Here is a 22,852-nt window from a genome sequence, read left to right on the forward strand (position 1 = left end):
CCCCCTGGCCGCGGCCTGGCTCGGCGCTCACTGGCAGTGGGCCTTCGCCCTGTGGGTGGCACCGGTGCCGCTGCTGATGCTGGTGCTGATCGTCGGCTGCCGGCAGCTTCCGGCCATGGCGAACGGCTCCCGCGCCGCGAGCCTGACCCTGCCCAACGTCCGTGACGGGCGCACGTGGCGCCTGGTGGCCCTGCTCGGCGCCGCGGCGGCGCTCTACTTCACCGGTAACGTCTTCCTACCGCCGCTGCTCGAGGCGAGTGCGCGGCTCGACCTGCTGGCGCCCAGCCTCACGGCGCTCAACGGCGCCCAGATGTTCTCCTCGGCGCTGCTGATCTTCTACGCCGACCGGCTGATGGGCCGGCCCCGGCCGTTGATCGGCATCACCGCCCTGGCGCTGCTGGCCCTGCCGCTGATGCTGTGGCTGCCGGGCAGTCACGTGGTATGGGCGGCGGGCGTGTTCGGCTTCTTCACCAGTGCGCTGTTCATCTTCGTGCTGGCGCTGCCGGCCTGGCTGGTGCGCCTCGAAGCGCTGCCGCGGCTGATGGCCGGCATGCTATTCTTCGGGTACCTTCTGGTATTCGGCATCACCGTGGTCGGCGGCTGGCTCAACGATCTCTCGGGAACCGTGGCGCTGGCCTTCCTGCCGACCCTGCTGATCAGCCTGGTCGCCATGGCCGTCACCCCGCGGCTGCTCGCCTCACGCCAGTAGGAAGACCCCATGCTCAATGCCCGTATCAAGCTGCGCCATCTGCAGGCCTTCCTCGAGGTGGCCCGCCAGCGCAGCTTCGCCCGGGCTGCCGAGCGGCTGGCGATCACCCAGCCGGGCATCTCCAAGACCATTCGCGAGCTGGAGGAGAGCCTCGGCGCGGCGCTGTTCGAACGTACACCCCAAGGCGTGGCGCTGACCCAGGCGGGCCTGACCCTGCTGCGCCATGCCGGGCCGGCCATGCGCGCGCTGGAAGAGGGCGTGGCCGCGGTCGGCAACGTGCACCTGGGCGCCCACGACCTGCGCGTGGGAGCGCTCTCCACGGTGGAGAGCCGGCTGCTGCCCGAGGCCATCCGCCGCTGGCACGTCGCGCCCGGCGGGCAGAACGCGGTGGGCGTCAACGTGGTGGTCGGCGCCAGCGCCTTCCTGCTCTCGCGCCTGCGCCGCGGCGAGCTCGATCTGGTAGTAGGGCGCATGACCGAGGCCCGCGAGATCCGCGACTTGGCCTTCGAGCACCTCTACTACGAGCCGCTGCTGCTGTGCGTGCGCCGCGGCCATCCGCTGGCCGGTATCGCACCGCTCGAAGCCGCCCGGCTGGGCGAATTCCCCTGGGTGCTGCCGCCCCTGCAGACCACCCTGCGCCAGCAGGTCGACAGCTTCTGCGTGCGCCACTCGCTGATACTACTGAGCCAGCGGCTGGAGACGCTCTCGCTGCCCATCAGCCGCCACTACACCATGGAGAGCGACGCCATCTGGGTCGTGCCCGAAGAGGCCGTGGCCGAAGACCTGGCGGTGGGGCGGCTGTGTCGCCTCGGTATCGAGCTGGAACCCCGCGGCGGCTCCGTCGGGCTGTGCTACAACGCCAGCATGCAGCCCTCGCTGGCGCTGGAAGCCTTCTGTGAAGTGCTGCGCGAAGTGAGCGCCGAACGTGTCTCTGGCAGCAGCTGAAAACAGCCGCCGCAACGGCGGTGCAGCATAACCCAGCGGTTATGAGGGGTGCCCGAGTCGTCAATTGGCGGGTCTTTGGCGAGAGGTCACACTGGGTGAGACAAGACCACTCTCCCCAAGAGACGACACGCCATGCAAGATCACAACAAGCGCTTCGTAGAGCGCGACCGTAACTGGCATCCCCCGGCCTACGCCCCCGGCTACAAGACCAGCGTGCCGCGCTCTCCGCAGCAGGCCCTGGCCAGCATGCAGCAAGCCACCGCTTCCGAGCTCACCGGTCCCGACTTCCGCCACCTGCGCATGGGCCCCCAAGACAACGACCTGCTGCTCAACTTCCGTGAAGACCCCTCGCTGGCAGGCGCGGCGGGCTTACCGGTCGGCGAGCGCATGATCATGTTCGGCCGCGTGATCGACCAGTTCGGCAAGCCGGTGCCGCACACCCTGGTCGAGATGTGGCAGGCCAACGCCGGTGGGCGCTACCGCCACAAGAACGACCGCTACCTCGCCCCGCTGGACCCCGGCTTCGGCGGCGTGGGCCGTACCCTCACCGACGAGCAGGGCTGGTACCGCTTCCGCACCATCAAGCCCGGCCCGTACCCCTGGCCCAACGACCCCAACAGCTGGCGCCCCTCGCACATTCACGTCTCGGTGATGGGCCCCTCGATCTCCACCCGCCTGATCACTCAGATGTACTTCGAGGGCGATCCGCTGATTCCGCTGTGCCCCATCGTCCACACCATCAAGGACCCGGCCGCGGTCGAGACCATGATCGGACGCCTCGACATGGCACACAGCCGGCCCATGGACTGCCTGGCCTACCGCTTCGACCTGGTGGTGCGCGGCGAGCTGCAGACTTTCTTCGAAAATCAGTAAGGAGGGAACAGAGATGAAACAGCCAAACAGCGTTCCCACCAGCGAACTGATGCTGCGCGAGACCGCCTCCCAGACCGCCGGGCCCTACGTGCACATCGGCCTGGCCCTGGCCGCCGCGGGCAACCCGACCCGCGACGAAGAGATCTGGAACGAGATGGCCAAGCCCGGCGCCGAAGGCGAGCTGATCGAAGTCGTCGGCACCGTGATCGACGGCAACGGCGACCTGGTGCGCGACGCTTTCCTCGAGGCCTGGCAGGCCGACGCCAACGGCGTCTACCAGCCCGAGTTCGACCTCAAGAAGCCGTTCAACAGCTTCGGGCGCACCGCCACCACCTTCGACCACGGCAGCGAATGGTCGCTGAAGACCGTCAAGCCCGGCCCGGTGGCTCACCCCAACGGCCAGCTCATGGCGCCGCACATCAACCTGGCGATCTTCGCCCGCGGCATCAACATCCAGCTGCAGACCCGTCTCTACTTCGAGGACGAAGCCGAGGCCAACGCCGCCTGCCCGGTGTTCTCCCGCATCGAATCGCCGACCCGCCGCCAGACCCTCATCGCCAAACGCGAAGAGGCCGATGGCAAGGTGCGCTACCGCCTCGACATCAGGCTGCAGGGTGAAGGTGAGACGGTGTTCTTCGATTTTTGATCCTCCGTCACCACAGCGAATTTGCCCTAAGGGGCCGCAAGACACCGAGAGCCGGCACACGTGCCGGCTCTCGTTTTTTTGGCTATTGGCATGACGCAGGTCATGCGACTAAAGGCGAATAAGTTAGACCAAAGTCTAAATTTCGGGTATTCTGTTAGCATCCTCATGAAGTTACCGAGATACCCAGCCATGACCACTCAGACGCTTTCCCACACCGCAGTCGCCACCCAAACCAGCGCTCCCCTGATCAAGCGCATCGGCTCTGCCGCGTACCGTCTGCTCGAGCGGATGAGCGAAGCTGCCTACCGCCAGCATGCGCCCCGTCTACGAAACAACTACTATCTCTAACGGCCGAGGCCGTGCCTGGCCCGGAGCGGCCGGCAGCAAAAGACACCAAGAAGAGCCAGCGCCCTGCGCTGGCTCTTCTCGTTAGGGGGTGTCGATAGCGGGCGCACCCGTCCGATGAGTTCCGGAGACATGCGAAACGGCAAATGCCTGCCAATCGATGGAGCCGGAAAATGATGAAACTCTACGGAACGCCGCCGACCCGCGTGCTGCGCGTCATCTGGTTGCTCAACGAGCTGGGCCTGGAGTATGAACAGGTTCCGGTGGATCTCATGCAAGGAGAGCACCTCCAGCCAGACTTTCTCGGGCTCAACCCTGCCGCCAAGGTTCCTGTCCTGGTCGACGGCAACCAGATAATCACCGAATCGGCCGCGATACAGCTCTATCTCGCCGAGAAATATCCACAGGCGGGTTTCATCCCCAGCGCTGTGGAAGAACGCGCCCAGATGTACCGCTGGATCTTCTTCCTGATGACCGAGATCGAGCCACCGCTGTGGCGCATCGCCCGCCACACCTTCCTCTACCCGGACGAGATGCGCATCCCCCAGGACGTCGACCTGGCCAGGCAGGAGTGCCTGGAAATGGTGGCGGTGCTCGAGCGACACATGAAAGAGCGCGAGTACCTCGTCGGCGACCGGCTCAGCGTCGCCGACTTCAACGCCGCCTTTACCCTGGACTGGGCAAACGAAGAGAACTTGCTCGACGACGCTCCGCGGCTAAGAGAGTACCTGGCAGCGATGTACGCACGCCCCACGGCACCGCCCACCATCGCCGTGGCGTTCGCGGCGATGGCGAGTTAGCCGCCCGGCGAGATCAGTGAGCGAGTCAGCACCGAGAGCCAGCCCTTGCGCTGGCTCTCGGCTTTTTGGCATTGCGTTGACATAGGTCGCTGGTATGGGGCTGGGCGAGCGTCTAGGCTGGTTGTATGGGTTCGTTTTCCTTTTCAGACTGCGACGAAGCCGCCGTCCACCAGCAATTCCTCACCACCGACGAAGCTGCTTTCGCTCGACCCCAGAAACAACACAGCCTTGGCAACTTCTTCGGTTTGGGCAAGCCTGCCGAACGGAATGGCCTGCTTCATCCACTCCTCCGCGCCGTCATTGGCTTGAAGATAAGTCTGCATGGCCGGGGTTAGGACCATGCCAGGTGAGACGACATTCACGCGTATCCCCCGACTTTTAAGGTCAACCGTCCATGTCCGGGCAAAGGAGCGGATCGCAGCCTTCGTTGCGCTATAAACCGAAAGGTTGGGAAAGCCCTTGCTCCCTGCGCCGGAGCCCGTTAGCACGATGGAGCCACCAGCAGACATTAGCGGCAAAGCCTTCTGGACCGTGTAGACCGTTCCCTTGACGTTGATGTCGAACAGACGGTCGAAGTGGTCGTCCTGAATGTCATCGATTGACGCGGATTCCGACACGCCAGCGTTGGCGTAGACCACATCTACGCGACCGTGTTCGCTTTTGATCTGGTCAAAGAGGCGGTCCATATCTGCAGGATTGCTGACATCCCCTTGAACCCCGATCGCACCATGGCCGATCTCGGCGAGCGCCTCTGCAAGACGGTCAGCGTTGCGCCCTGTGATGTAAACGAAGGCACCCTCGGCAGCAAAAGCCTTGGCCGTTGCGAGGCCAATACCATCCGTTCCGCCCGTGATCACCACGACTTTTTTGTCAAATCTCATTTTCATTCCTCTACCTAGCATAAGTGGAGAGTTGCTCCACTTAATATATGGAGGCATCGTCCACTTCGCAAGCCCCCGTGTTGAAGGAAACAGTCTTGACCGATGAAGCCCCCTAGTGGACTTCCCACCCGAAAACGGACACCCGGATAAGCACGGGGTGTATTGCTGGGACAATGCCGTGGCCGAGAGCTTCTTCGCCACGCTGGAGTGGGAGCTGATTCAGGAGAGCTACTGGCATACGCACGAGGAGACCCGCCGAGCGGTGTTCGACTACATTGAGGTGTGGTACAACCGTGAGCGTCTGCACTCCAGCCTCGGGTACTGCTCGCCGGCAGAGTACGAGGCTCAGCTCGCCCTCACCCCGAGGGTGGCTGCTTAACTCCGTGTCCGCTCACTGGGGGGAAGTGCATTGAGAGCCGATGCCAAGCGCAATCGGGAACGCATCCTCTCGGCCGCAGAGGAAGTGTTCGTGGAACAAGGTGCTAACGTAGCGTTGGAAGAGGTAGCGAAGCGTGCCGGAGTTGGAATTGCGACGCTCTATCGACGGTTCCCGACGCGCGAGGAGCTCCTGGCCGCTGCCTATAGCGCTCGGTTCGAGACGTTCGCGGAAACAAGTCTGTCGCGGGATGCCGAGCTTGATCCCCTTAGCGCAATACGTGCCTACCTGGAGGGGCTGGTCCAACACAGCAACGTCTATCGCGGACTTGCGGCATCGCTTGGAACAGTCCTGGCTGTTGGGACGCCCGGTTGTGTCGCTACCAGTAATGAAGGTGCCCGGCTTCTGGATCGTGCGCAAAAGGCGGGAGTGGTTCGGCCTGATATTAGCTTCGACGATCTCGTCTGCGTTGCGATGGCGATCTCTCTGGCGACCGAAAAACAGGAATCACCGAAAGCTCACATAGCTCATTTGGTGGGGGTATTTGTGGATGGAATCGGCATCCGCTGATTGCGGCTCCAGATGACCGCTTGTAGCCGGTTACTGACTTTCGTACAACTATGAAAAGCATGATCGGCGCCGGGCTAGGTGATGGCCCAATTTTGCTACGCTACCAGAACGACAGCGGGCGAGACGACTGATGGCCTTCCATAATCCCGACCCCAAAATGCGTGACATCGAGCGGCGTAATGCCCGGTTGCGTGCCGACTTCTTTGCCAAGCTGTTTGACAGTGCCTGGCGCAGGTTTCGCAAGGCCCTGTCGTGTCTTCGGCTCCGTCGTCGGCGGCGCCAACATCGAGGCTGAGAGAGTACCTCAAGGCGATGTACGCACGCCCCGCGGCGGCACCCACCATCGCCGGGGCGTTCGCGGCGATGGAGAGCTAGGCCATCCGGCGAGATCGTAGAGTGACCGTCAGTACCGAGAGCCAGCCATTGTGCTGGCTCTCGTCTTTTTGGCGCTGCGTTGACGTAGGTCGCTGGTATGGGGCTGGGCGAGCGTCTAGGCTGGTTGTATGTGTTCGTTTGTAAGCCGAAATGGTGGCGGTTGCTCTGGCCTGGATTCTTAGGTTCTCAGCCGAGTAGAAGGCTAATGGCAGCTAACGACCCAAAGCGGACATACCGGAAAATGCTGCGGCCATATTCCTGTTATGCTGAATGAATGAGGCAACATTTGGAGCTTTACACGGTTGACAGGGTGGGAACCCTTATTGAAGGGCATGTATGCTCCTTGGTGAAGTATGCGGATATAACTCCGCCTGTCCTTGCTGCCCACGTCGAGGAGTTGTTTCCTGATGGGGTTTCTACTCATGGGGAAAGATATTTTTTGCGAAACGAAGCTCAAGCCCTTATCGCTAGTCCAATGCTTGAGCTTCTTTATGAGCAAGTGCGACGGGCGGCATACGCTGAGCGTCCGTCGAGGCTTCAAAGCATATTCGCAGTAGAAACTCTTGCTGAAGCCTGTCGGTTTCAGTCCCAGTTCGGTGGCGTTGCAATTTACAAGGTGAGTGCCGATATCATTTTTCGCGGCGACATGAACCTCTTGCACGCAGGCAATTCGACTCTGGTCACGTCGTGGTTCGCACACCAGTACTGGAAAGGAGAAGCCGGACCGGAAGATCCCTTCTGGGAATGGCTCTTGAAGTGCCCGGTTAACGTGGCTGAGCGAGTTGCATAACGGAGTTATGGGGGAGTAGTCCCCTGTGAACAATGAGACTACAGCGACACTAGGGAGCATGCTTCTGGGGAAATGCTTGTTGAAGCATTTCGGCAGTTGACGACCCGGAATATTAATTCCCCAGATGCAGCCAACACGTTCATACGTGCAAGTCAAGACAAAAAGGATTGCTAAAGTGGATGAGAAGCAGCTCAGCAGCCCAATTTCTACTGGCAGTGGTGGTGCAAGGTTTGAAGCCAATATTCAGGCCACATTTGTAACCTTGATGCTGAGCGGTGGGTACGCACCATGTTTGCCTGCGTGGCCAATTGTAGAGATAAAATTGCAAGGCATGGTGGCCGGATACGCTACCGATGACTTGATTGTATTCATTGAAAACCCTTCAAATAAACAACGTCGGCGCATACTTGGGCAAGTAAAGCACTCTATTGCAATTACAGCAGCCACATCCAACAAGATTTTTAGGGAGGTTGTTCAAGCAGCATGGAGTGATTTTAATAACCCTAAGTCTTTTGCCAAGGGTAAAGATGTTATAGCCTTAATCACCGGCCCTATCAGTGCAACCGATACTGATGGAGTTAATGGGCTGCTAGATCAAGCACGCCATACCCGTGATGCTGACGAGTTTCTAACTCAAATAGGGCGAGCAAGATTTTGTTCTGACAATATTAGAAATAAACTCAATGCCTTTAAATCCCAACTTAAAGTCGCCAATAACGACGAAGAAGTAAAAGATGAGGATCTGCATGAATTCCTGAAGCACTTTCATCTCCTTGGTTATGACTTGGCAAGAAAAGGGAGCGTGGTTTCATCCCTTCTGCAGTCACATATTGCACAGTTTAACAAGGACATCCCAGATAAAATATGGTATCAGATACTTCATGAGGTACAGGAGTTCAATCAAAGTGCTGGAACCATCACCCTTGAAACTCTACCTGAAGATCTTGTTGATCATTTCAGTGAGCCCAAGATCACTCATATTCCCAAGGATCTTATCAAAGAAGAAGCAGACGTAGATGTTTCAGATCAACCAAATGCTACCAATTGGAATCAGCATGCGTCAGCCAAAAAACTGGCAATTGCCAATCTTATTGGCAGTTGGAATGAGAGCAAAGACGCAGACATGGAAGTTGTTATGCAAATGGTCGGCGAGGATTACAGCAGCTGGGTCGAAGATCTGCGGGAGGCTTTGCAGATTCATGATTGTCCGTTAATCTATAAAAATGGCCGATGGAATTTTAAAAATCGTAAACAATCTTGGGAGGAATTTGGAGGCAGGATCTTTGCTAACCACTTGGATACTTTCAAAGCAGTTGCACTTGAGGTTCTGCGATCTGACGACCCATCATTTGAACTACCAGGTGAAGAGCGTTATGCTGCTGCTATCCATGGCAAGGTGTTACCTCATTCTGGAAACTTACGCGAGGGGCTAGCAGAGACACTAGCACTTATAGGTAGTCGGGCTTCCTCGTTAACCAATTGTACCCAAGGAAAGGCAGAAGAAATTGCCTTGCTATCAGTGCGCGAGTTATTCGAGGGAAGTGACTGGATTCGTTGGGGGAGCCTGAACAGCTTACTCCCAACCATTTCAGAAGCGAGTCCAGATGAGTTTCTTTTTGCTGTAGAGAGTGCGATCGCTGCCAAACCCTCTCCCTTTGATACTTTGTTCGAACAAGAAGATACGGGGCTTTTTGGTAGAAACTATATAACTGGTCTTCTATGGGCGCTTGAAGGTATCGCGTGGGAGGAGGCTTATTTAAGCCGAACTGCAGTTGTCCTTGCGGAGATTGCCTCTCTTGACCCTGGTGGAAACTGGGTGAATAGGCCAATTAATTCGCTGGCGGACATTTTCCTTCCTTGGCTTCCACATACATTAGCCTCTATCAATAAAAGGCAAGCAGCACTTAAAATAATTTGTACAGAACAACCGGAGGTCGGCTGGAAGTTGCTTGAAAAGTTGCTGCCAAATCAGCGATCAACGACTTCTGGAACCCATAAGCCGAACTGGAGAGAAACGATTCCTGTCGACTGGAAAAAGGGTGTTACTCATGGAGAGTACTGGGAACAGTCACGTTTCTGTGCTGAATTGATTGTTGCTCATGCAGGCTTTGATATTGGAAAGCTTGCGTCTTTGGCTGGTAATTATGATCATCTTCCGCCGCCTGCTTCCGGGGCTTTAATGGATAAGCTGGCATCAGATTACTGTATAAATCTTCCAGAAGAAGAGAGAATGCCTATCTGGGATGCATTATGCAAATTTATTGCTCATCATAGACGTTTTCCTGAGGCTGAGTGGTCTTTAGATGACAAGCTCCTTGCTCCGCTGGAAAATATAGCTACTCAACTGGCACCCAAAAGCCCGACCCTACTGAATAAGCGATTGTTTTCAGAAGCTGACAGATATCTCTATGAAGGCGATGGAGACTGGAGGAAAGAGCAAGAAAATTTATTCGAGAGACGTAAAACCGCTATAGAGAATATTTTGAATGAAGGTGGACTTCACCAAGTTATAGAATTTGCTTCTACGGTTTCCAACTCGCATCTTGTTGGTGAGGTGCTAGCGGATATTGAGCAATACGACTTTGATGTAGAACTTCTGCCAAGCTTGCTAGATACTTCTGATCAGAAGCTCTGGCCGTTTGTTGCTGCTTATGCTTGGCGCCGGAGATATATAGGGGGCTGGCACTGGTTTGATGGTATTGACAAGACCGACTGGGATCCTCAACAGGTAGCATTGCTACTGTGCGCTTTGCCATTTGAGAAAAACTCCTGGGACAGGGCCGCTCAGTTACTTGGTAAGAATGAAGTCGAGTATTGGAAGAATACCAACGCTAATATATACCAGGCAGACGGGGATATTGAGTACGCCCTAGAAAAACTGATACGGTTTAACCGACCCAACGCCGCCATTGAGGGTCTTAGTCAATATTTATTTAATGGAAAGGAGATGAGTCCAGGTTTGGCGTGCGATGCTCTTTTGGCACTTGTCCAGTCAGAAGAGCTGCCTGAGCGAATTGATACCTACCACATCACCAGAATCATCAAGGCATTGCAGGAAAATCCAGCCACTGACCAAGATAGGTTGTTTCAGGTTGAATGGGCTTATGTGACTTTGCTTGATCGGCACAGTGATAGCTCTCCTACAACTTTGGAGAATAGGCTGGCAACAGACCCCATGTTTTTCTGCGAACTTATCCAGATGATATATCGCGCCGAGGGTTCTGAGCCAGAAGAAGAACCTTCCGAGCAACATCGAAACATTGCCACTAACGCGTATCGCCTGCTTTCTTCATGGAGTGTTGTCCCTGGTGTGCGGTCAGATGAAGTATTTAACCCTGATGAATTCACATCGTGGTTAAGTGATGTAGAAGAGGTCGTCAAAGCCTCGGGTCATTATGATGTTGCCATGATTCAACTGGGTGACGTACTTGTTAATGCCCCAGAAGATCCCGATGGATTATATATTCACCCTGTGATAGCTGAGGCCATGAATGATCGAGAGCGAGCTAGTTTACGTGATGGGTACAGGATAGGAATTCTTAACTCACGGGGCGTCCACACAGTTGACCCAGAAGCTAAACCAGAGCGGGCGCTGGCAGAAAAGTATCTACAGCGGGCAGAAGCGGTTGAGTATGCTGGGTATCAACGATTAGCTACAACCTTACGAGATGTGGCCGCTAGTTATGACCGGGAGGCTGAGAGAATTATTTCCAATGGTGGCATTCCTTATTAAGGAGCGCTCAGTGCTGTGGATAAACATTTAAAGTCATGACAGAGTCGTACAATACGCCGTTTCATATAGAGATCTCACCAGCTCCGCCCCTAAAGTTTCTAGTTAGCGGAGAGTTATAGGAGGAGGAAACAATCGATGCATTAACTCAAATAGTTGGTCTTTTTTCCCGCATTCCTAAAACTGGTGCCTGCTGGCGACACCATATATTAGAGATCTGCAATGTTTTCTTTTGGCCTATTGCTGACTTTCAGCCAACCATGAATATCATAATCGGCGCCATGCTGGGTTCTGGTGTCCCTTTTTTGCTACGCTTCCAGGACGACAGCGGGCGAGACGACTGATGGCCTTCCATAACCCCGATCCGAAGATGCGTGACATCGAGCGCCGCAATGCCCGGTTGCGCGCCGAATTCTTTGCCAAACTGTTTGGTAGTGCCAAGAGTGGATTACGCAAGGCTCTGTCGTGCCTTCGGCTCCGTCGTCGGCGCCAACATTGAGACTGAAGGGACAGACTCATGGATCGGACCCTCGCCGCTGGGATCAGGGCGTGCCTCTCGTCGACCTCGCCGGTATGTCAGTTCAGCTCCCAGGCGGGCCTGGGAGCCAGCTTTTGTAGTGAGTATGAGCAGCGTTCCTCTTCTAGCCCCCCGCACTGTCACGACTCTGGCCGCGACGATGGTAAAAAACGGGTAGGCAAGCCCGAGCGGTGCAATGAAGATGGCGAGCCATCGCCTAGTGGAACGAACGAGCGGGAAGTGCCCGCTCAACGCATAGTCCAGCGCTCCATTCTCTCCCTAGGGTGCTGAGCGGGACGCTCCGGTGGCTCCTCGCCGGGCATGTCTACACCGCGCCAGGCGAAGAAGCGGTAATGCCGGCTGCCCACGCTGGCATTCGCGCCCCCGGCCTGGAATTGCAGTTCCTGGTCGTCGGCATGGCGGTCATGAATGCCATAGCGGAACAGGTATGCGACATCACTATTTCGCGTGAAGGTCTCCTCGAGCTCGTTTCGCGCTGACTCGCTGCCGATCCGGGCCATCCACAGCTCGGCGAGATTGCCTTCCGTTGCCAAGTGTCGCCGAGCATAGCCGCCAATCTCATTGTTCCCTGTCCGATGCTGACTAGCGATGTTCCGAGCCTCTCGGTCGACCTCCTTCAACCAGCCCCACTGGACTTCCAACTCCGCCAGTGCCTGCTCGACCTCCTCGGCAGTGGCAACGATATCCTCCCACTCGGCCGGCCGGGTCAACGAGGCCGCAGGCACGCCCAGCACGCCGCTTGGTGTACGGCTCGGCAACGCGCCGAGACGGGCCTCCAGCGCAGCCCTGGTGTCGCGGTAGATCAGGTAGCGCTTGGCCAGCCAGGACAGGTACAGCTCGGCGTGAAAGAGGAAGCTCTCGGCGCTTGGCTCCCGGTACTTGCGGGTCGCTGCAGCGTAGGCCGCCGCCAGTGAAGGCAGCGTATGGCCATCGATCTCGTCATCGACCATGAAATAAGCTGCCACATCAGGATTGCGTTGGTAGAGCTGTTCCAGGCTGGGCACCGGAACACCGGCCCGGTGCGCCATACGGTACATTCGATGCAATGCATAGCGCGACAGCTCGGCGCTGACCTTCTGCTCGCCGGGCTTGAGGCCACCACCGACATCTTCACTGATGCCCGGCAGCAGCTCCTCGCGCCAGTTGGCCCGCTGCCCGCCAAGCGGGCGGCAGCGGCGGGTGATCCGCCGCTCCTGGGCGGCGATCAGGTGCACGGCACGTCGGCAGGCGGGATGTAGCGGGCCACCGTCGTCGATCTCCGTGACGGCCGGCGTCAGAGCTTCCAGCGGCCCCATATCCGGGTGGGTACGATGCACGCAGTCGAACAGTCCGGCAAAGGCGACTACTACTTCAGCGTCCTGGTAGCGGTAGGTGTCGCCCTGGCGTTCGCATTTCTTGTCGAGCAGCTCGCGGATAAAGGCCTTGGCCAGGGCCGCGCCGAAATCGAAGCCGAACACCGATACACGAATAGTACGTAGCGGCATTTCGGCTGAATTCGCTAGTGCAATTTCCTCCTCGAACTCGCTCATCGCCTTGGTTAGTCGCGAGGCCGCGCCGCTGGTTAGTAGGTGCGCCATCAAGGGGTTGTCACGCATCGGCGCCCAGGACTCGACACCGAGGCGTGCGAGAGTATCACGCGGTGCCATCACCCAGCCCTTGGGCGAGCTGAACTGCTGGGCCAGGGTACGCCGGGAGGTCTCCCACCAGGCACGCCCATTCTCTTCCAGCAGCCCACGCCCTACGGTCTGACGGGCGCTACCGCTCAGGTGCCCCTCTATGGTGCTACGTGCCTCACCGGGCGCCATTCGCCCCACCGCAGCCAGGCTCTCGGACGCTTCGGTTTCCAGCGGTGTACCCAGGCCAGGAAGGTACAGCTTACGGAAATACCGGCCGGGGCGATCATAAGCATCAGTAGGATATGCCCGATATAATCTTGCGACATTACTGGCTCTTCCCGAACTTTCGTCCTGTTCAACATGTCGCCCCATGCCATCGAAGAAAATGCCGATTTCCAGTCTACTGTGACAGGTCATGGCGTCCATGGAGGCTGAATCCTCGGCGACAGCGCTCAGCGCCTCGCAGTTGGCCAGGATTTCCTCTTCGGTCATGGGGCAGTTTCCTCTTCGACTTGGTCCAAACGCCTTGGCAAATGGCCATAGGGCGACACCAGATTAGAGCTCCAGCCCAGCTTGACCTCGTGATTGGGCAGAAAGTGCACGTGCAGGTAGCGGTCTTCCCGCGTGCGCTCCGGCATGGGAAGCGTCACATGGCGTCTTTCGGGCTCATCGCCACGTTCGAACTCCTCGACGGTCCGCCCATACACCCACACCATCTCAGCGGTATCGCCGCTGATAGACTGGCAGCATACCGTTCCCCCACCACCATAAGGATCTAGATTTCCCCCCCAGCGGCCATTAACCCAGAAGTTGTGAACAGGACGGTCAATATGGCTATGCCCACGTATCGAGGTGTCCGTGGGCATGGGGTGCAGGTCGGGCAGGAAGAACAGCCACACGAAATAACCGGCAAACAGTGCGCCCAGCCCCCAGCGTGCCCCCTTGGGCAGGCCGTACCAGATTTGGTTGAATAGCCAGTTCCAGATCCATCTCACCAGCATTTATCGCTCCTGATAGCGGGCCACGTCCGGGCGCTTCGGTAAATGGGCGTAAGGTGAAACCAAGTTCGAGCTCCAGCCCAGCTTGACCTCATGATCTGGCAGAAAGTGCACATGCAGGTAGCGGTCTTCCCGGGTGCGCTTTGGCATCGGCAGAATGACGCTATGTCGCTCGACTTCCATCCCTTGTCGCTCCTGCTCCCCTGTGATGCTAAGGATCCACTCCACCTCAGCGGTATCGCCGCTGATTCGCTGGCAGCAAACGACCCCACCTCCACCATAGGGACCAACATTCCCCCCCCAGCGACCATTGACCCAAAACCGATGGATAGGGCGGTCGATATGGCTGCGCCCTTCAATAGAGGTATCCGTGGGCATGGGGTGCAAATCGGGCAAGAAAAACAGCCACACGAAATAGCCGGCAAACAGCGCACTCAACCCCCAGCGCGCGCCTTTGGGCAGGCCGTACCAGATTTGATTGAACAGCCAGTTCCAGATCCATCTCACCAGCATTTATCGCTCCTGGTTTTCGGCCAGCAAGTGGCGGTAGGCGTAGGCCAGACGCTCGCCGTGTTGAACCAAGCCCGCCTCAGTCGCGGCCAAGAGTGCGGCTTCCACTCGCTGCGAGCGAGCACAGGCGCACACGCCGGCAAAGAGTTCCGGGTACTGCTGGGTGAGCACGCGGGTCGCGGTGCGTACCTCCGGATCGCCTTGCAGCGCCTGGTAAAGCGAGGCAGACAAGTTCAGCTGCCAAGGGGATTCCAGCGGCGCTTGCTCGGGCATGGCGCCTAGCGGCTGCCAGCTCGAATCCTGTGCTGGCCACCACCACTGCTCGATGCCACCGAAGAGCGAGCGGTGCCAATCGGCGTGGGGCTCGGCATGCAATTGCCGGATGACTTGGGGCAAATAGAATCTTAACAGTGCCGGTGGCTCGCCAGCCGGATAGGCCACCATGGCGGGTGCCAGTTGGCTGGCCAGGCGCTGAGTCGCCATGCGACTCTCGATCCAGGCATGCAGAGCGCAACCAAGCACCTGCTGAGCTGACAGCTCGGCCACCGACTCGAGCGTCGCCTCGAACAGGCATGGCCCTTCAGCGGCCAGATGCGGCTGCCGGTCATCCTGCAGCAAAGGCCAGGCCGTGATGCCTGGTGTCTCGAACAGCGCGGTGCGCGCAGCCGGATCGAGAAGCCCCAACTCGATCAGAGCGATGCGCTTGGGTGCCTCTTCCGTTGGCCAAGGGGTCCGTTGCCAGTCGACGGGTATCGTTGTGACCTCAGCCATACGCTATTTCCCCGCCTGAACCATTGTTTGCCCCGAGGCCAACGCTTCCCGCCAGCACTCTTCGCAGATCTCCGGCAACTTGAGGTGCGTCGTAAGCCGTGCCTCGTGCGTGAAGCCCTCAATACGCTGATGCGCTTCAGCCATTGCTCGCCCCGGCAGCAGTGGCGTCTCGACGGCCTGGCCGCTTCCCGAGCCGGGGCTGCCTCCGGCGTTGATCTTGACCTTGGGGCCGACCAGGGTGACGCCGCCGCCGTCGAGCTTGAGGAAGCTGCCGCCGGCGTTGAGCGTCATTTCGCTGCCGGCTTCGAGCACCACCTTGTGACCGGCCTTGACGTGCAGCTCGCGGCCGCATTCGCTGAGCCAGGCCTGGCCGGCCTTGAGGTGCAGGGTGCCCTGTACCGTGAGGTGCTGGTTGGCGACGGTTTGCTCATGGCGGTCGCCGCGCACGGTGTGGTGAGCGTCGGCATGGATCTCGCCGATGCGGTCATGGTGCACGGTGAGGAAGCTGTCGTTGCCGATCTCTTCGGTGCGGTCGTTGTTGGTCAGCAGCTCCAGGTCTTTCTGGGCGTGCAGCCAGATCTGCTCTTCGCCCGCTTCGTCCTCGAAGCGCAGCTCCTGGAAGCCCTCGCCCTTGTGGCTCTGGGTACGGATCACGGTGCGGGTCTTGTGGGCCGGGAGTTCGTAGGGCGGTGTGTTGACGGCGTTGTAGACCCGCCCGGTGATCAACGGCTGATCCGGGTCGCCCTCGAGGAACGAGACGACCGTCTCATGTCCAATCCGGGGAATCGCCATGCTACCGTAGCCGCCGCCGGCCCAGCCCTGGCTCACGCGTACCCAGGCGCTGGCGGTTTCATCAGGCTCGGCGTAGCGGTCCCAAGGGAACTGGACCTTGACCCGGCCGTGCTCGTCGCAGTAAATCTCTTCGCCCTCGGGACCGACCACCACGGCGATCTGCGGGCCGTCGACGCGGGGCTTGGGGTTGGGCTTGGGGCGCCAGGCCTGGTCGGCGGGCATCAGCACCAGTTCGTTATGGTACTTGGTCATGCCGCCTTGATCGGTTTGATCGCTTTCCTGAACGAAGCCATCCTCTTCCAGCGCCTGGGGCTGCTTGCCGTGGTGAACGACCTGGATGACCTGCCAATCGCGGTTGAGCTCATCGATGTCGTGGTCGGTGAGCGCAAAGCGCACGCCCGGGGCGAGTTCGGGCAGGTCGCTCTCGGCGTCGGCGGTGCTAGCCTTCTGGCGCAGCGCTTCGAGGCGAATACGGGTGAAGGCCTGGCCGGAGGCATCGGCCTTGTAGCGCCCGGGGTAGTCGTAGTGCTCGTAGTCATCCCTTTGAGCGTGCTCTTCCAGGTCACCCGCGGCGTGTTCGTGCAGCTGCGCATAGGCCGGGTTCTTGAACGAGTAGTCCTTGAGCGTGACCGAGGCCGGGGCGACCCGGGCATGCTGCTGGAGCTTACGCACATGACGCTTGGGCGGCGTGCCCCCCGCTCGGCCGTGGTAGGTGCGCTCGCCCAGGTGGGGTAGCACCTGGGGCGCGTCGGCGAAGATCAGGCGGTGGGCACCGTTCGGGGTGTCCTCGAACTCATGGAAGTAGAACAGGCCCTCTTCGGCGGCCAGACGCTCGACGAAGGCGAGATCGGTTTCCCGATACTGCACAAGGAACTCTCGAGCCTGCAGCTCGCGAGTAGCGGCGAAGGCCACATCCGTGAGGCCGCGCTCGTCGCACAGGGTGTTGAGCACGGTGAGCGGCGAAACCTCTTGGAAGATGCGCGAGTTGTGGCGCAGCCCGAGGCGCCACAGCGCGGGACGGATCTCGACCCGGTAGAGGGTGTGGCGATGGCCGCGGTCGCCGCGTGCGAACTCGCTGACCACGCCATGAACCCGGCGCAGCACCTCGCCGTCCTGCCAGATCGTCAGGCTGGCCTGGCGATCGAGGAGTTCGGTAGCGGAGAGGCTGCCGTTACGGCTGGCGAAGCGCACGCTCAGTTTGAAGGGCTGGGACAGCGCTTCGGTGTGAGTGAACTCGATCACCGCCAGCTCGGTCGGATCGGTCCCGGCAAGTGAGAGGGTGAATTGCCATCCATTTGCGTCGGCCAATGTGCCTCCCTGCGGCGAGATATCAGCGCCTGGTTCCTGGAAAGCGGGTTAGGGTAGCAGGCATTGGGTTTGCAGGCTGTAGGTCACCCTCTCTGCTTTTTGTAAGACATTGACGACAGAAATGTCACTGGCGCACCAAGGTTGCCATTGGGTTTCCAGGCTCAGTAATCGGCGCTCTTGGCGCTTCACGCGCAGTCTCGGCGGCCCGCATCTACTACGCAAGCCACGGTGGCGTTAACACGCTCGACCCCGAACTTCGGATCGATGTCCCGTCGGCCATCACTATATATATCCCGCGACATCGAGAAGTGTCCGCGCCCTTGGGCAGAGCAGCGGTACCGGCAGATCGTGAGATGGATGACGGCCGAAAAGGGAGGGCACTTTCCTTCGCTGGAGGTGCCTGCTTATTTCGTCAAAGACCTGCAGGAAGGCCTCGTGGCCGTTTTGGCTGCTAATCGGTAAGTGCAAATCGCCCCGATGATGCACTCACAGAACCAGCGCTGGGGGGAGCGGCTGGCCTGGTCCTGCCAGTGCAGAGCGACTTCGAACTCGGGCACGTGGAAGGACATCAGCACCCGTGGCAGCACTAGGGGATGTGAAGTTTCGAGGTTCACTTTGCATTGGCTAGCACTTTAGGTTCGCGTTGATCCACGCCCCTGGTAAAGGTTTACCCTGGCGTATAGGCTGAGGTATGTGTTCGGTTAGTCCATTGGCAGCTAATTGACAAGGCGACTAGGAGGTTTACAGCATTGAGATGTTCACTTTCGATGGAAATTCTTTCTTGGAGCCCGACTTCGCAAGGCTCATCCATTACGAATGGTACTGACTGGAAGCGACCATACAGCTACCTTCAGCATGCAGAACGACTTCTTTCTCATGACGTCGATGACCATTATCGAATTGATTGCATTATAAATCTCAATAGAGCGATCGATCATCGAGTGAAGCTCTTGGCGGCTCTATACCGTTTCAAGAAAATTCCAGTCCTTGGGAAACCGGAAAAATTATTGGATATGCTAGGGTATTTCGGTGTCGCAAGGCCAGCGATGCTGAGAGAGCTTTCCTCAGTTCGCAATTTATTGGAGCATCACTACAAGGCTCCGCCCCCACTACAGCGCTGCCAAGAGCTAGCCGAATTTACTTGGTATTTTCTCAAGTCGACAGACTATTTGAGTACTTCCGTGCTTGAGGATTTTGTGTTGTATCCTAGTGGCGTGAAGTTTTCGGAAAAATATTGGCTTGAGGTCACTTATGGGCCAAGTAGCGAATGGGTGTGCTCTATTAGAGGTAGGGTGCCGGCTGATTTTGTCGGAGATGAGTCTACCGACGGTTGGGCTATACTGGCTAGTCGGCTTGAAAGAGAAGAAAGACTGTCGAAAGACTGCGCATTGAACGATGTGCTAGAGAAAAGAGGTGGGCACGAGAACGATGTCTACATTGTTGCCGATGTCCTTGTGGATGAGCAGGCCTATAAGGATATCACGGACCTTTATTTCTCGGTATTATGAGAAGTTGCATTCTATTAAAAATAGCAATTATGCACTACCGTATAACCCTATTTCACCCCTCCCGCTCCCCAATCGCCTCAATAATGCTCTCGCAGAACCAGCGCTGAGAGGGGGAGCGGTTGGCCTGGGCCTGCCAGTGCAGCGCGACCTCGAACTCGGGTACGTGAAAGGGCAGTTCGTAGATGGTCAGCGGTGAGCCTTCGGTGAAGCTGGCGGCGACCTGCAGCGGCATGATCGTGATCAGGTCGCTGTCGTGCAGCACCTTCGGCAGTACCGAGAAGTGCGGTATCTCCAGGCTCACCTTGCGCTGGATGCCGTGCTGACGCATCACCTCCTCGGCAAGGCCGTGTCCGGAGGAAGAGGTGACAGCGACGTGACGGGCGGCCATGAAGCGCTCTTGCGTCAGGGGGCCTTCTCCGAAGCGTTCCTGGTTGAGCAGGCACACGTAGCGATCCCTCAAGAGTACATGGCGCGCAATCGCGGCACCGGTCAGCGGCCGGCTGCAAATCAGCGCGTTGACCCTGCCGGCGGCCAGCCACTCCTCGGCGTGCTCGATCTCCAGCGGCACCACTTCCAGCTCGGCCTGGGGCGCCTGCTCGTGCAGGCGACGCATCAGCTTCGGCAGCAGTGCCATTTCACCCAGGTCGGTCAGTGCCAGGCGGAAGCGGCGCGTACAGGTGGCGGGATCGAAGTCGCGGCTGCTTTCGATGGCGTCCTGGAGTTGCTGCAAGGCGTCGCGCAGGGAAGGGTAGAGCTGGCGAGCGGCAATGGTGGGCTCCATGCCCTGGCGGGTGCGCACGAACAGGCGGTCTTCGAACAGATCGCGCAGCCGGGCCAGTGCATAGCTGACCGAGGGTTGGGTGACGTAAAGGCGCTCGGCCGTCTGGGTGACGCTACCGGTCTCGTAGAGCAGCACGAAGGTGCGCACGAGATTGAGGTCGATATGGCTCATGTATAAATACGCTTTATTTTTGATAGCAAAAGTATCGATTTGCTTGATTGTAGCAGGCGCGACTAGCGTGAAGGCACGCGCTAAACAAGGACAAGGAATCCAGCATGCCGAGCGTTCACGCCGTCACCTATTCGCTCCTGCGTCATCAAGGAATCACCACCGTTTTCGGCAACCCCGGCTCCAATGAACTGCCATTCCTCAAGGGATTTCCCGAGGATTTTCGCTATGTGCTGGGGCTGCACGAAGGCGTGGTGGCGGGGATGGCCGACGGCTACGCGTTGGCCAGCGGTAAGCCGGCATTCATCAACCTGCACGCCGCGGCGGGCACTGGCAATGCCATGGGGGCGCTGACCAACGCCTGGTATTCGCACTCGCCCTTGGTGATCACCGCCGGGCAGCAGGCGCGCTCGATGATCGGCGTGGAGTCGATGCTGGCTAACGTGGATGCGCCGCAGCTGCCCAAGCCGCTGGTGAAGTGGAGCTACGAACCGGCCTGCCCGGAGGACGTTCCCCGGGCGCTGAGCCAAGCGATTCACAGCGCCTCGCTGCCGCCGCGGGGGCCGGTCTATGTCTCGATCCCTCACGACGACTGGGATCGCGAAGCGGGCGACGATGCCGCGCTGGTGGTGGAGCGCGAGATCGACCACGCCGGCGTGCTATCGGCTGCGCAGCTCGAGCGCCTCGCACTGAGGCTCAACGCCGCCGAGAACCCGGTACTGGTGCTGGGGCCCGAGGTCGACGCCCGCCAGGCCAACGGGCTGGCTGTGGAGCTGGCCGAACGCCTGCGCCTGCCGGTATGGGTGGCGCCTTCCGCCTCGCGCTGCCCGTTTCCCAATCGACACCCGTGCTTCCGCGGCGTGCTGCCGGCGGCCATTGCCGGCATTACCGCCCACCTGGAAGGGCACGATCTGATCGTGGTGGTCGGGGCGCCGGTGTTCCGCTATCACAAGTACGCACCCGGGCGTTATCTGCCCGAAGGGGCGGGCCTGGTGCATGTCACCGGCGATGCCAACGAGGCGGCTCGTGCTCCCATGGGCAATGCCCTGGTGGGCGACGTTCACGCCACACTTGAAGCGCTGCTGCCGCGCATCGAACAGAGCGCACGGGCCATGCCCGAAACGCTGCCCAGGCCGGCAGCAGTGGAAGACGGCGAGGGGCGCCTGGCCCCGGCCAACGTGTTCGACACCCTGGACGCGCTGGCGCCGGAAGACGCCATCTACGTCAAGGAGTCGACCTCGACGGTGGAGATCTTCTGGGAGCGCGTGGGCATGCGTGAGCCCGGCAGCTACTTCTTCCCCGCCGCGGGCGGGCTCGGTTTCGGCTTGCCGGCGGCGCTCGGCGTACAGCTCGCCCAACCCCGGCGACAAGTGATCGGCGTGATAGGCGACGGCTCCGCCAGCTACGCCATCACCGCGCTGTGGAGCGCCGCTCAGTATCGCATTCCGGCGGTGCTGATCATCCTCAAGAACGGCACCTACGGCGCCCTGCGCGGCTTTGCTCGGCACATGAAGGTCGACGATGCGCCGGGTCTCGACGTGCCGGACATCGACTTCTGCGCCCTGGCTCGTGGCTACGGAGTCGAGGCGCGTCTGGCCGATTCCCGGCAGGGCCTGGAGGCTGCGTTGCAGGAAGGTTTTGCGATGGACCGCCCGCTACTGATCGAGGTGCCGACCCTGCCCACCTGAGCCCGCATCACACCGCCACTACAACGATAAGGTCACTACAACGATAAGAGAGGACACACCATGAATCACGCCATCTCCCGCAGCCTCCTCGCCGCCTGTGCGGCGGGCATCGTCGTCAGCGCGCAGGCCGACACCCTGCGCATGTCCCATTTCTGGCCGGCCAACTCCGACGTCAACAAGGAGATCTTCGAGGCCTGGGCCAAGCACGTCGAAGAAGCCACCGGCGGCGAGCTGACCGTCGAGAACTACCCCTCCCAGACTCTGAGCCGCTCCGAGCAGGCCTACCAGGGCACGGTGAACGGTATCTCCGACATCGCCATCACCATGCAGGGCTACACCGCCGGCCGCTTCCCGCTGTCGGAGATCGTCCAACTGCCGGGCGTTTCCGGCAGCGCTCCCCAGGGTGGCTGCATTCTGCAGACGCTGTACGACGAGGGTCACATCGCCGACGAGTACGACGACGTGAAGGTGCTCTACCTGTTCACCACCGGCCCCGCCTATCTGCACACCCGGGGCCATGCCATCGAGACGCCCGACGACCTGCGCGGCCTGCGCATCCGTCGTCCCAGCGACGTGGCCGGGGAGATCCTCGAGCGTCTGGGGGCCAACCCCGTGGGCATGCCGGCGCCGGACATCTACACCTCGCTACAGCGCGGCGTGATGGATGGCCTGAGCTTCCCCTGGCAGGCGATGAAGACCTTCGGCATCAACGAGCTGGCCGATCATCATCTCGAGGTGCCTTACTACACCGGCGTGGCGGTGGCAGTCATGAATCATGCGAGCTACGAGCGTCTTTCGCCGGAGCAGCAGGCTGCCATCGACGAGGTCAGCGGCATGGCCTGGACCCGTCGGGCCGGCGAGGTGTATGCGCGGCTGGATCGAGAGGGGCGCGAGGAGGCCGAGGCTCAGGGCGGCACCATCAACACGGTGGAAGACCCATTGAACGATCCTGAGTGGTCGGGTCCGCTCAACGAGGGAACGGAGGCCTACCTGGTTCGCCTCGAGCAGCGCGGTATCGACAATGCGCGCGAGGTCTACCAGCGGGCGCTCGAACTGCGTGACGAGTGCCCCGTGGAACCAGATTGAGTGCGCGACTAAAGTCCAAACCCGATACGGGAAAAGTCCAAGTAATCC

General features: G+C 59.5%; 18 protein-coding genes and 1 pseudogene. 12 read left to right on the top strand and 7 right to left on the bottom strand.

What is annotated here, in order from left to right; translation table 11 throughout:
- The 6 genes from B8115_RS23600 to B8115_RS09265 all read left to right on the top strand — a co-directional run.
- The coding region (locus B8115_RS23600) for a hypothetical protein (protein ID WP_010627504.1) at positions 1-709 on the top strand (709 nt) is incomplete at its 5' end.
- A gap of 9 nt (positions 710-718) precedes the next feature.
- Positions 719-1,654: a pca operon transcription factor PcaQ gene (pcaQ, locus tag B8115_RS09250; protein ID WP_010627505.1), complete on the top strand. Its 936-nt coding sequence runs from the start codon at positions 719-721 to the stop codon at positions 1,652-1,654.
- Between the two features lie 132 nt (positions 1,655-1,786).
- Positions 1,787-2,527, top strand: a complete 741-nt coding sequence (gene pcaH / locus B8115_RS09255) for a protocatechuate 3,4-dioxygenase subunit beta (RefSeq protein WP_010627506.1) — start codon at positions 1,787-1,789, stop codon at positions 2,525-2,527.
- A 13-nt stretch (positions 2,528-2,540) separates the two neighbouring features.
- Positions 2,541-3,173 carry a protocatechuate 3,4-dioxygenase subunit alpha gene (gene pcaG, locus B8115_RS09260; protein ID WP_010627507.1) on the top strand — a complete coding sequence of 211 codons (633 nt, stop codon included), beginning with the start codon at positions 2,541-2,543 and terminating at the stop codon, positions 3,171-3,173.
- Between the two features lie 189 nt (positions 3,174-3,362).
- Positions 3,363-3,521: a hypothetical protein gene (locus B8115_RS23605; RefSeq protein WP_158409647.1), complete on the top strand. Its 159-nt coding sequence runs from the start codon at positions 3,363-3,365 to the stop codon at positions 3,519-3,521.
- 170 nt (positions 3,522-3,691) lie between these two features.
- Entirely contained in the window at positions 3,692-4,318 is a 627-nt protein-coding gene (locus B8115_RS09265; protein ID WP_010627509.1) for a glutathione S-transferase family protein, read from the top strand.
- 143 nt (positions 4,319-4,461) lie between these two features.
- Here the strand turns inward: B8115_RS09265 and B8115_RS09270 are convergent, their stop codons facing one another.
- On the bottom strand, positions 4,462-5,199 hold the full coding sequence (locus B8115_RS09270) for an SDR family NAD(P)-dependent oxidoreductase (protein WP_010627510.1): 738 nt from the start codon (positions 5,197-5,199) through the stop codon (positions 4,462-4,464).
- Between the two features lie 163 nt (positions 5,200-5,362).
- Between B8115_RS09270 and B8115_RS09275 the strand changes: the two are divergent.
- From B8115_RS09275 to B8115_RS09290, 3 genes and pseudogenes are all read left to right on the top strand, one after another.
- Positions 5,363-5,578 (top strand): annotated as a pseudogene (locus B8115_RS09275) (IS3 family transposase); the annotation flags it as partial.
- Positions 5,579-5,608: 30 nt separating this feature from the next.
- Positions 5,609-6,145, top strand: a complete 537-nt coding sequence (locus B8115_RS09280; RefSeq protein WP_010627512.1) for a TetR/AcrR family transcriptional regulator — start codon at positions 5,609-5,611, stop codon at positions 6,143-6,145.
- A 1,310-nt stretch (positions 6,146-7,455) separates the two neighbouring features.
- On the top strand, positions 7,456-11,043 hold the full coding sequence (locus tag B8115_RS09290) for a hypothetical protein (RefSeq protein WP_202949072.1): 3,588 nt from the start codon (positions 7,456-7,458) through the stop codon (positions 11,041-11,043).
- Between the two features lie 762 nt (positions 11,044-11,805).
- Here the strand turns inward: B8115_RS09290 and B8115_RS09295 are convergent.
- The 5 genes from B8115_RS09295 to B8115_RS09315 are packed head-to-tail and all read right to left on the bottom strand — an operon-like array spanning position 11,806 to position 17,573.
- On the bottom strand, positions 11,806-13,686 hold the full coding sequence (locus tag B8115_RS09295) for a phospholipase effector Tle1 domain-containing protein (protein WP_010627514.1): 1,881 nt from the start codon (positions 13,684-13,686) through the stop codon (positions 11,806-11,808).
- A complete protein-coding gene (locus tag B8115_RS09300) occupies positions 13,683-14,195 on the bottom strand; it encodes a DUF3304 domain-containing protein (RefSeq protein ID WP_010627515.1) in 513 nt (170 codons plus the stop codon). The genes B8115_RS09295 and B8115_RS09300 overlap by 4 nt, the downstream gene beginning before the upstream one ends.
- Positions 14,196-14,705, bottom strand: coding sequence for a DUF3304 domain-containing protein (locus tag B8115_RS09305; protein ID WP_010627516.1), 510 nt, complete (start codon positions 14,703-14,705; stop codon positions 14,196-14,198).
- Positions 14,706-15,473, bottom strand: coding sequence for a DUF4123 domain-containing protein (locus tag B8115_RS09310; RefSeq protein ID WP_010627517.1), 768 nt, complete (start codon positions 15,471-15,473; stop codon positions 14,706-14,708).
- A gap of 3 nt (positions 15,474-15,476) precedes the next feature.
- Complete coding sequence (locus B8115_RS09315; RefSeq protein ID WP_010627518.1) at positions 15,477-17,573, bottom strand: type VI secretion system Vgr family protein; 2,097 nt, start codon at positions 17,571-17,573, stop codon at positions 15,477-15,479.
- Positions 17,574-18,340: 767 nt separating this feature from the next.
- On the opposite strand from B8115_RS09315, the gene B8115_RS23280 reads away from it, so the two are divergent.
- Entirely contained in the window at positions 18,341-19,081 is a 741-nt protein-coding gene (locus B8115_RS23280) for a hypothetical protein (protein WP_141638554.1), read from the top strand.
- A 52-nt stretch (positions 19,082-19,133) separates the two neighbouring features.
- Here the strand turns inward: B8115_RS23280 and B8115_RS09325 are convergent, their stop codons facing one another.
- Positions 19,134-20,033 (bottom strand): LysR family transcriptional regulator, encoded by a 900-nt coding sequence (locus B8115_RS09325; RefSeq protein WP_010627519.1) that lies wholly within the window; start codon positions 20,031-20,033, stop codon positions 19,134-19,136.
- A 104-nt stretch (positions 20,034-20,137) separates the two neighbouring features.
- Here B8115_RS09325 and mdlC point away from each other — a divergent pair, with 104 nt between their 5' ends.
- Both mdlC and B8115_RS09335 read left to right on the top strand, forming a co-directional pair.
- A complete protein-coding gene (gene mdlC, locus B8115_RS09330; RefSeq protein ID WP_010627520.1) occupies positions 20,138-21,718 on the top strand; it encodes a benzoylformate decarboxylase in 1,581 nt (526 codons plus the stop codon).
- A 60-nt stretch (positions 21,719-21,778) separates the two neighbouring features.
- On the top strand, positions 21,779-22,804 hold the full coding sequence (locus B8115_RS09335) for a TRAP transporter substrate-binding protein (RefSeq protein WP_010627521.1): 1,026 nt from the start codon (positions 21,779-21,781) through the stop codon (positions 22,802-22,804).
- Positions 22,805-22,852: the final 48 nt, after the last annotated feature.

It is taken from the genome of Halomonas sp. KM-1, from assembly GCF_000246875.1.
Taxonomy (GTDB): Bacteria; Pseudomonadota; Gammaproteobacteria; order Pseudomonadales; family Halomonadaceae; genus Halomonas; species Halomonas aerodenitrificans.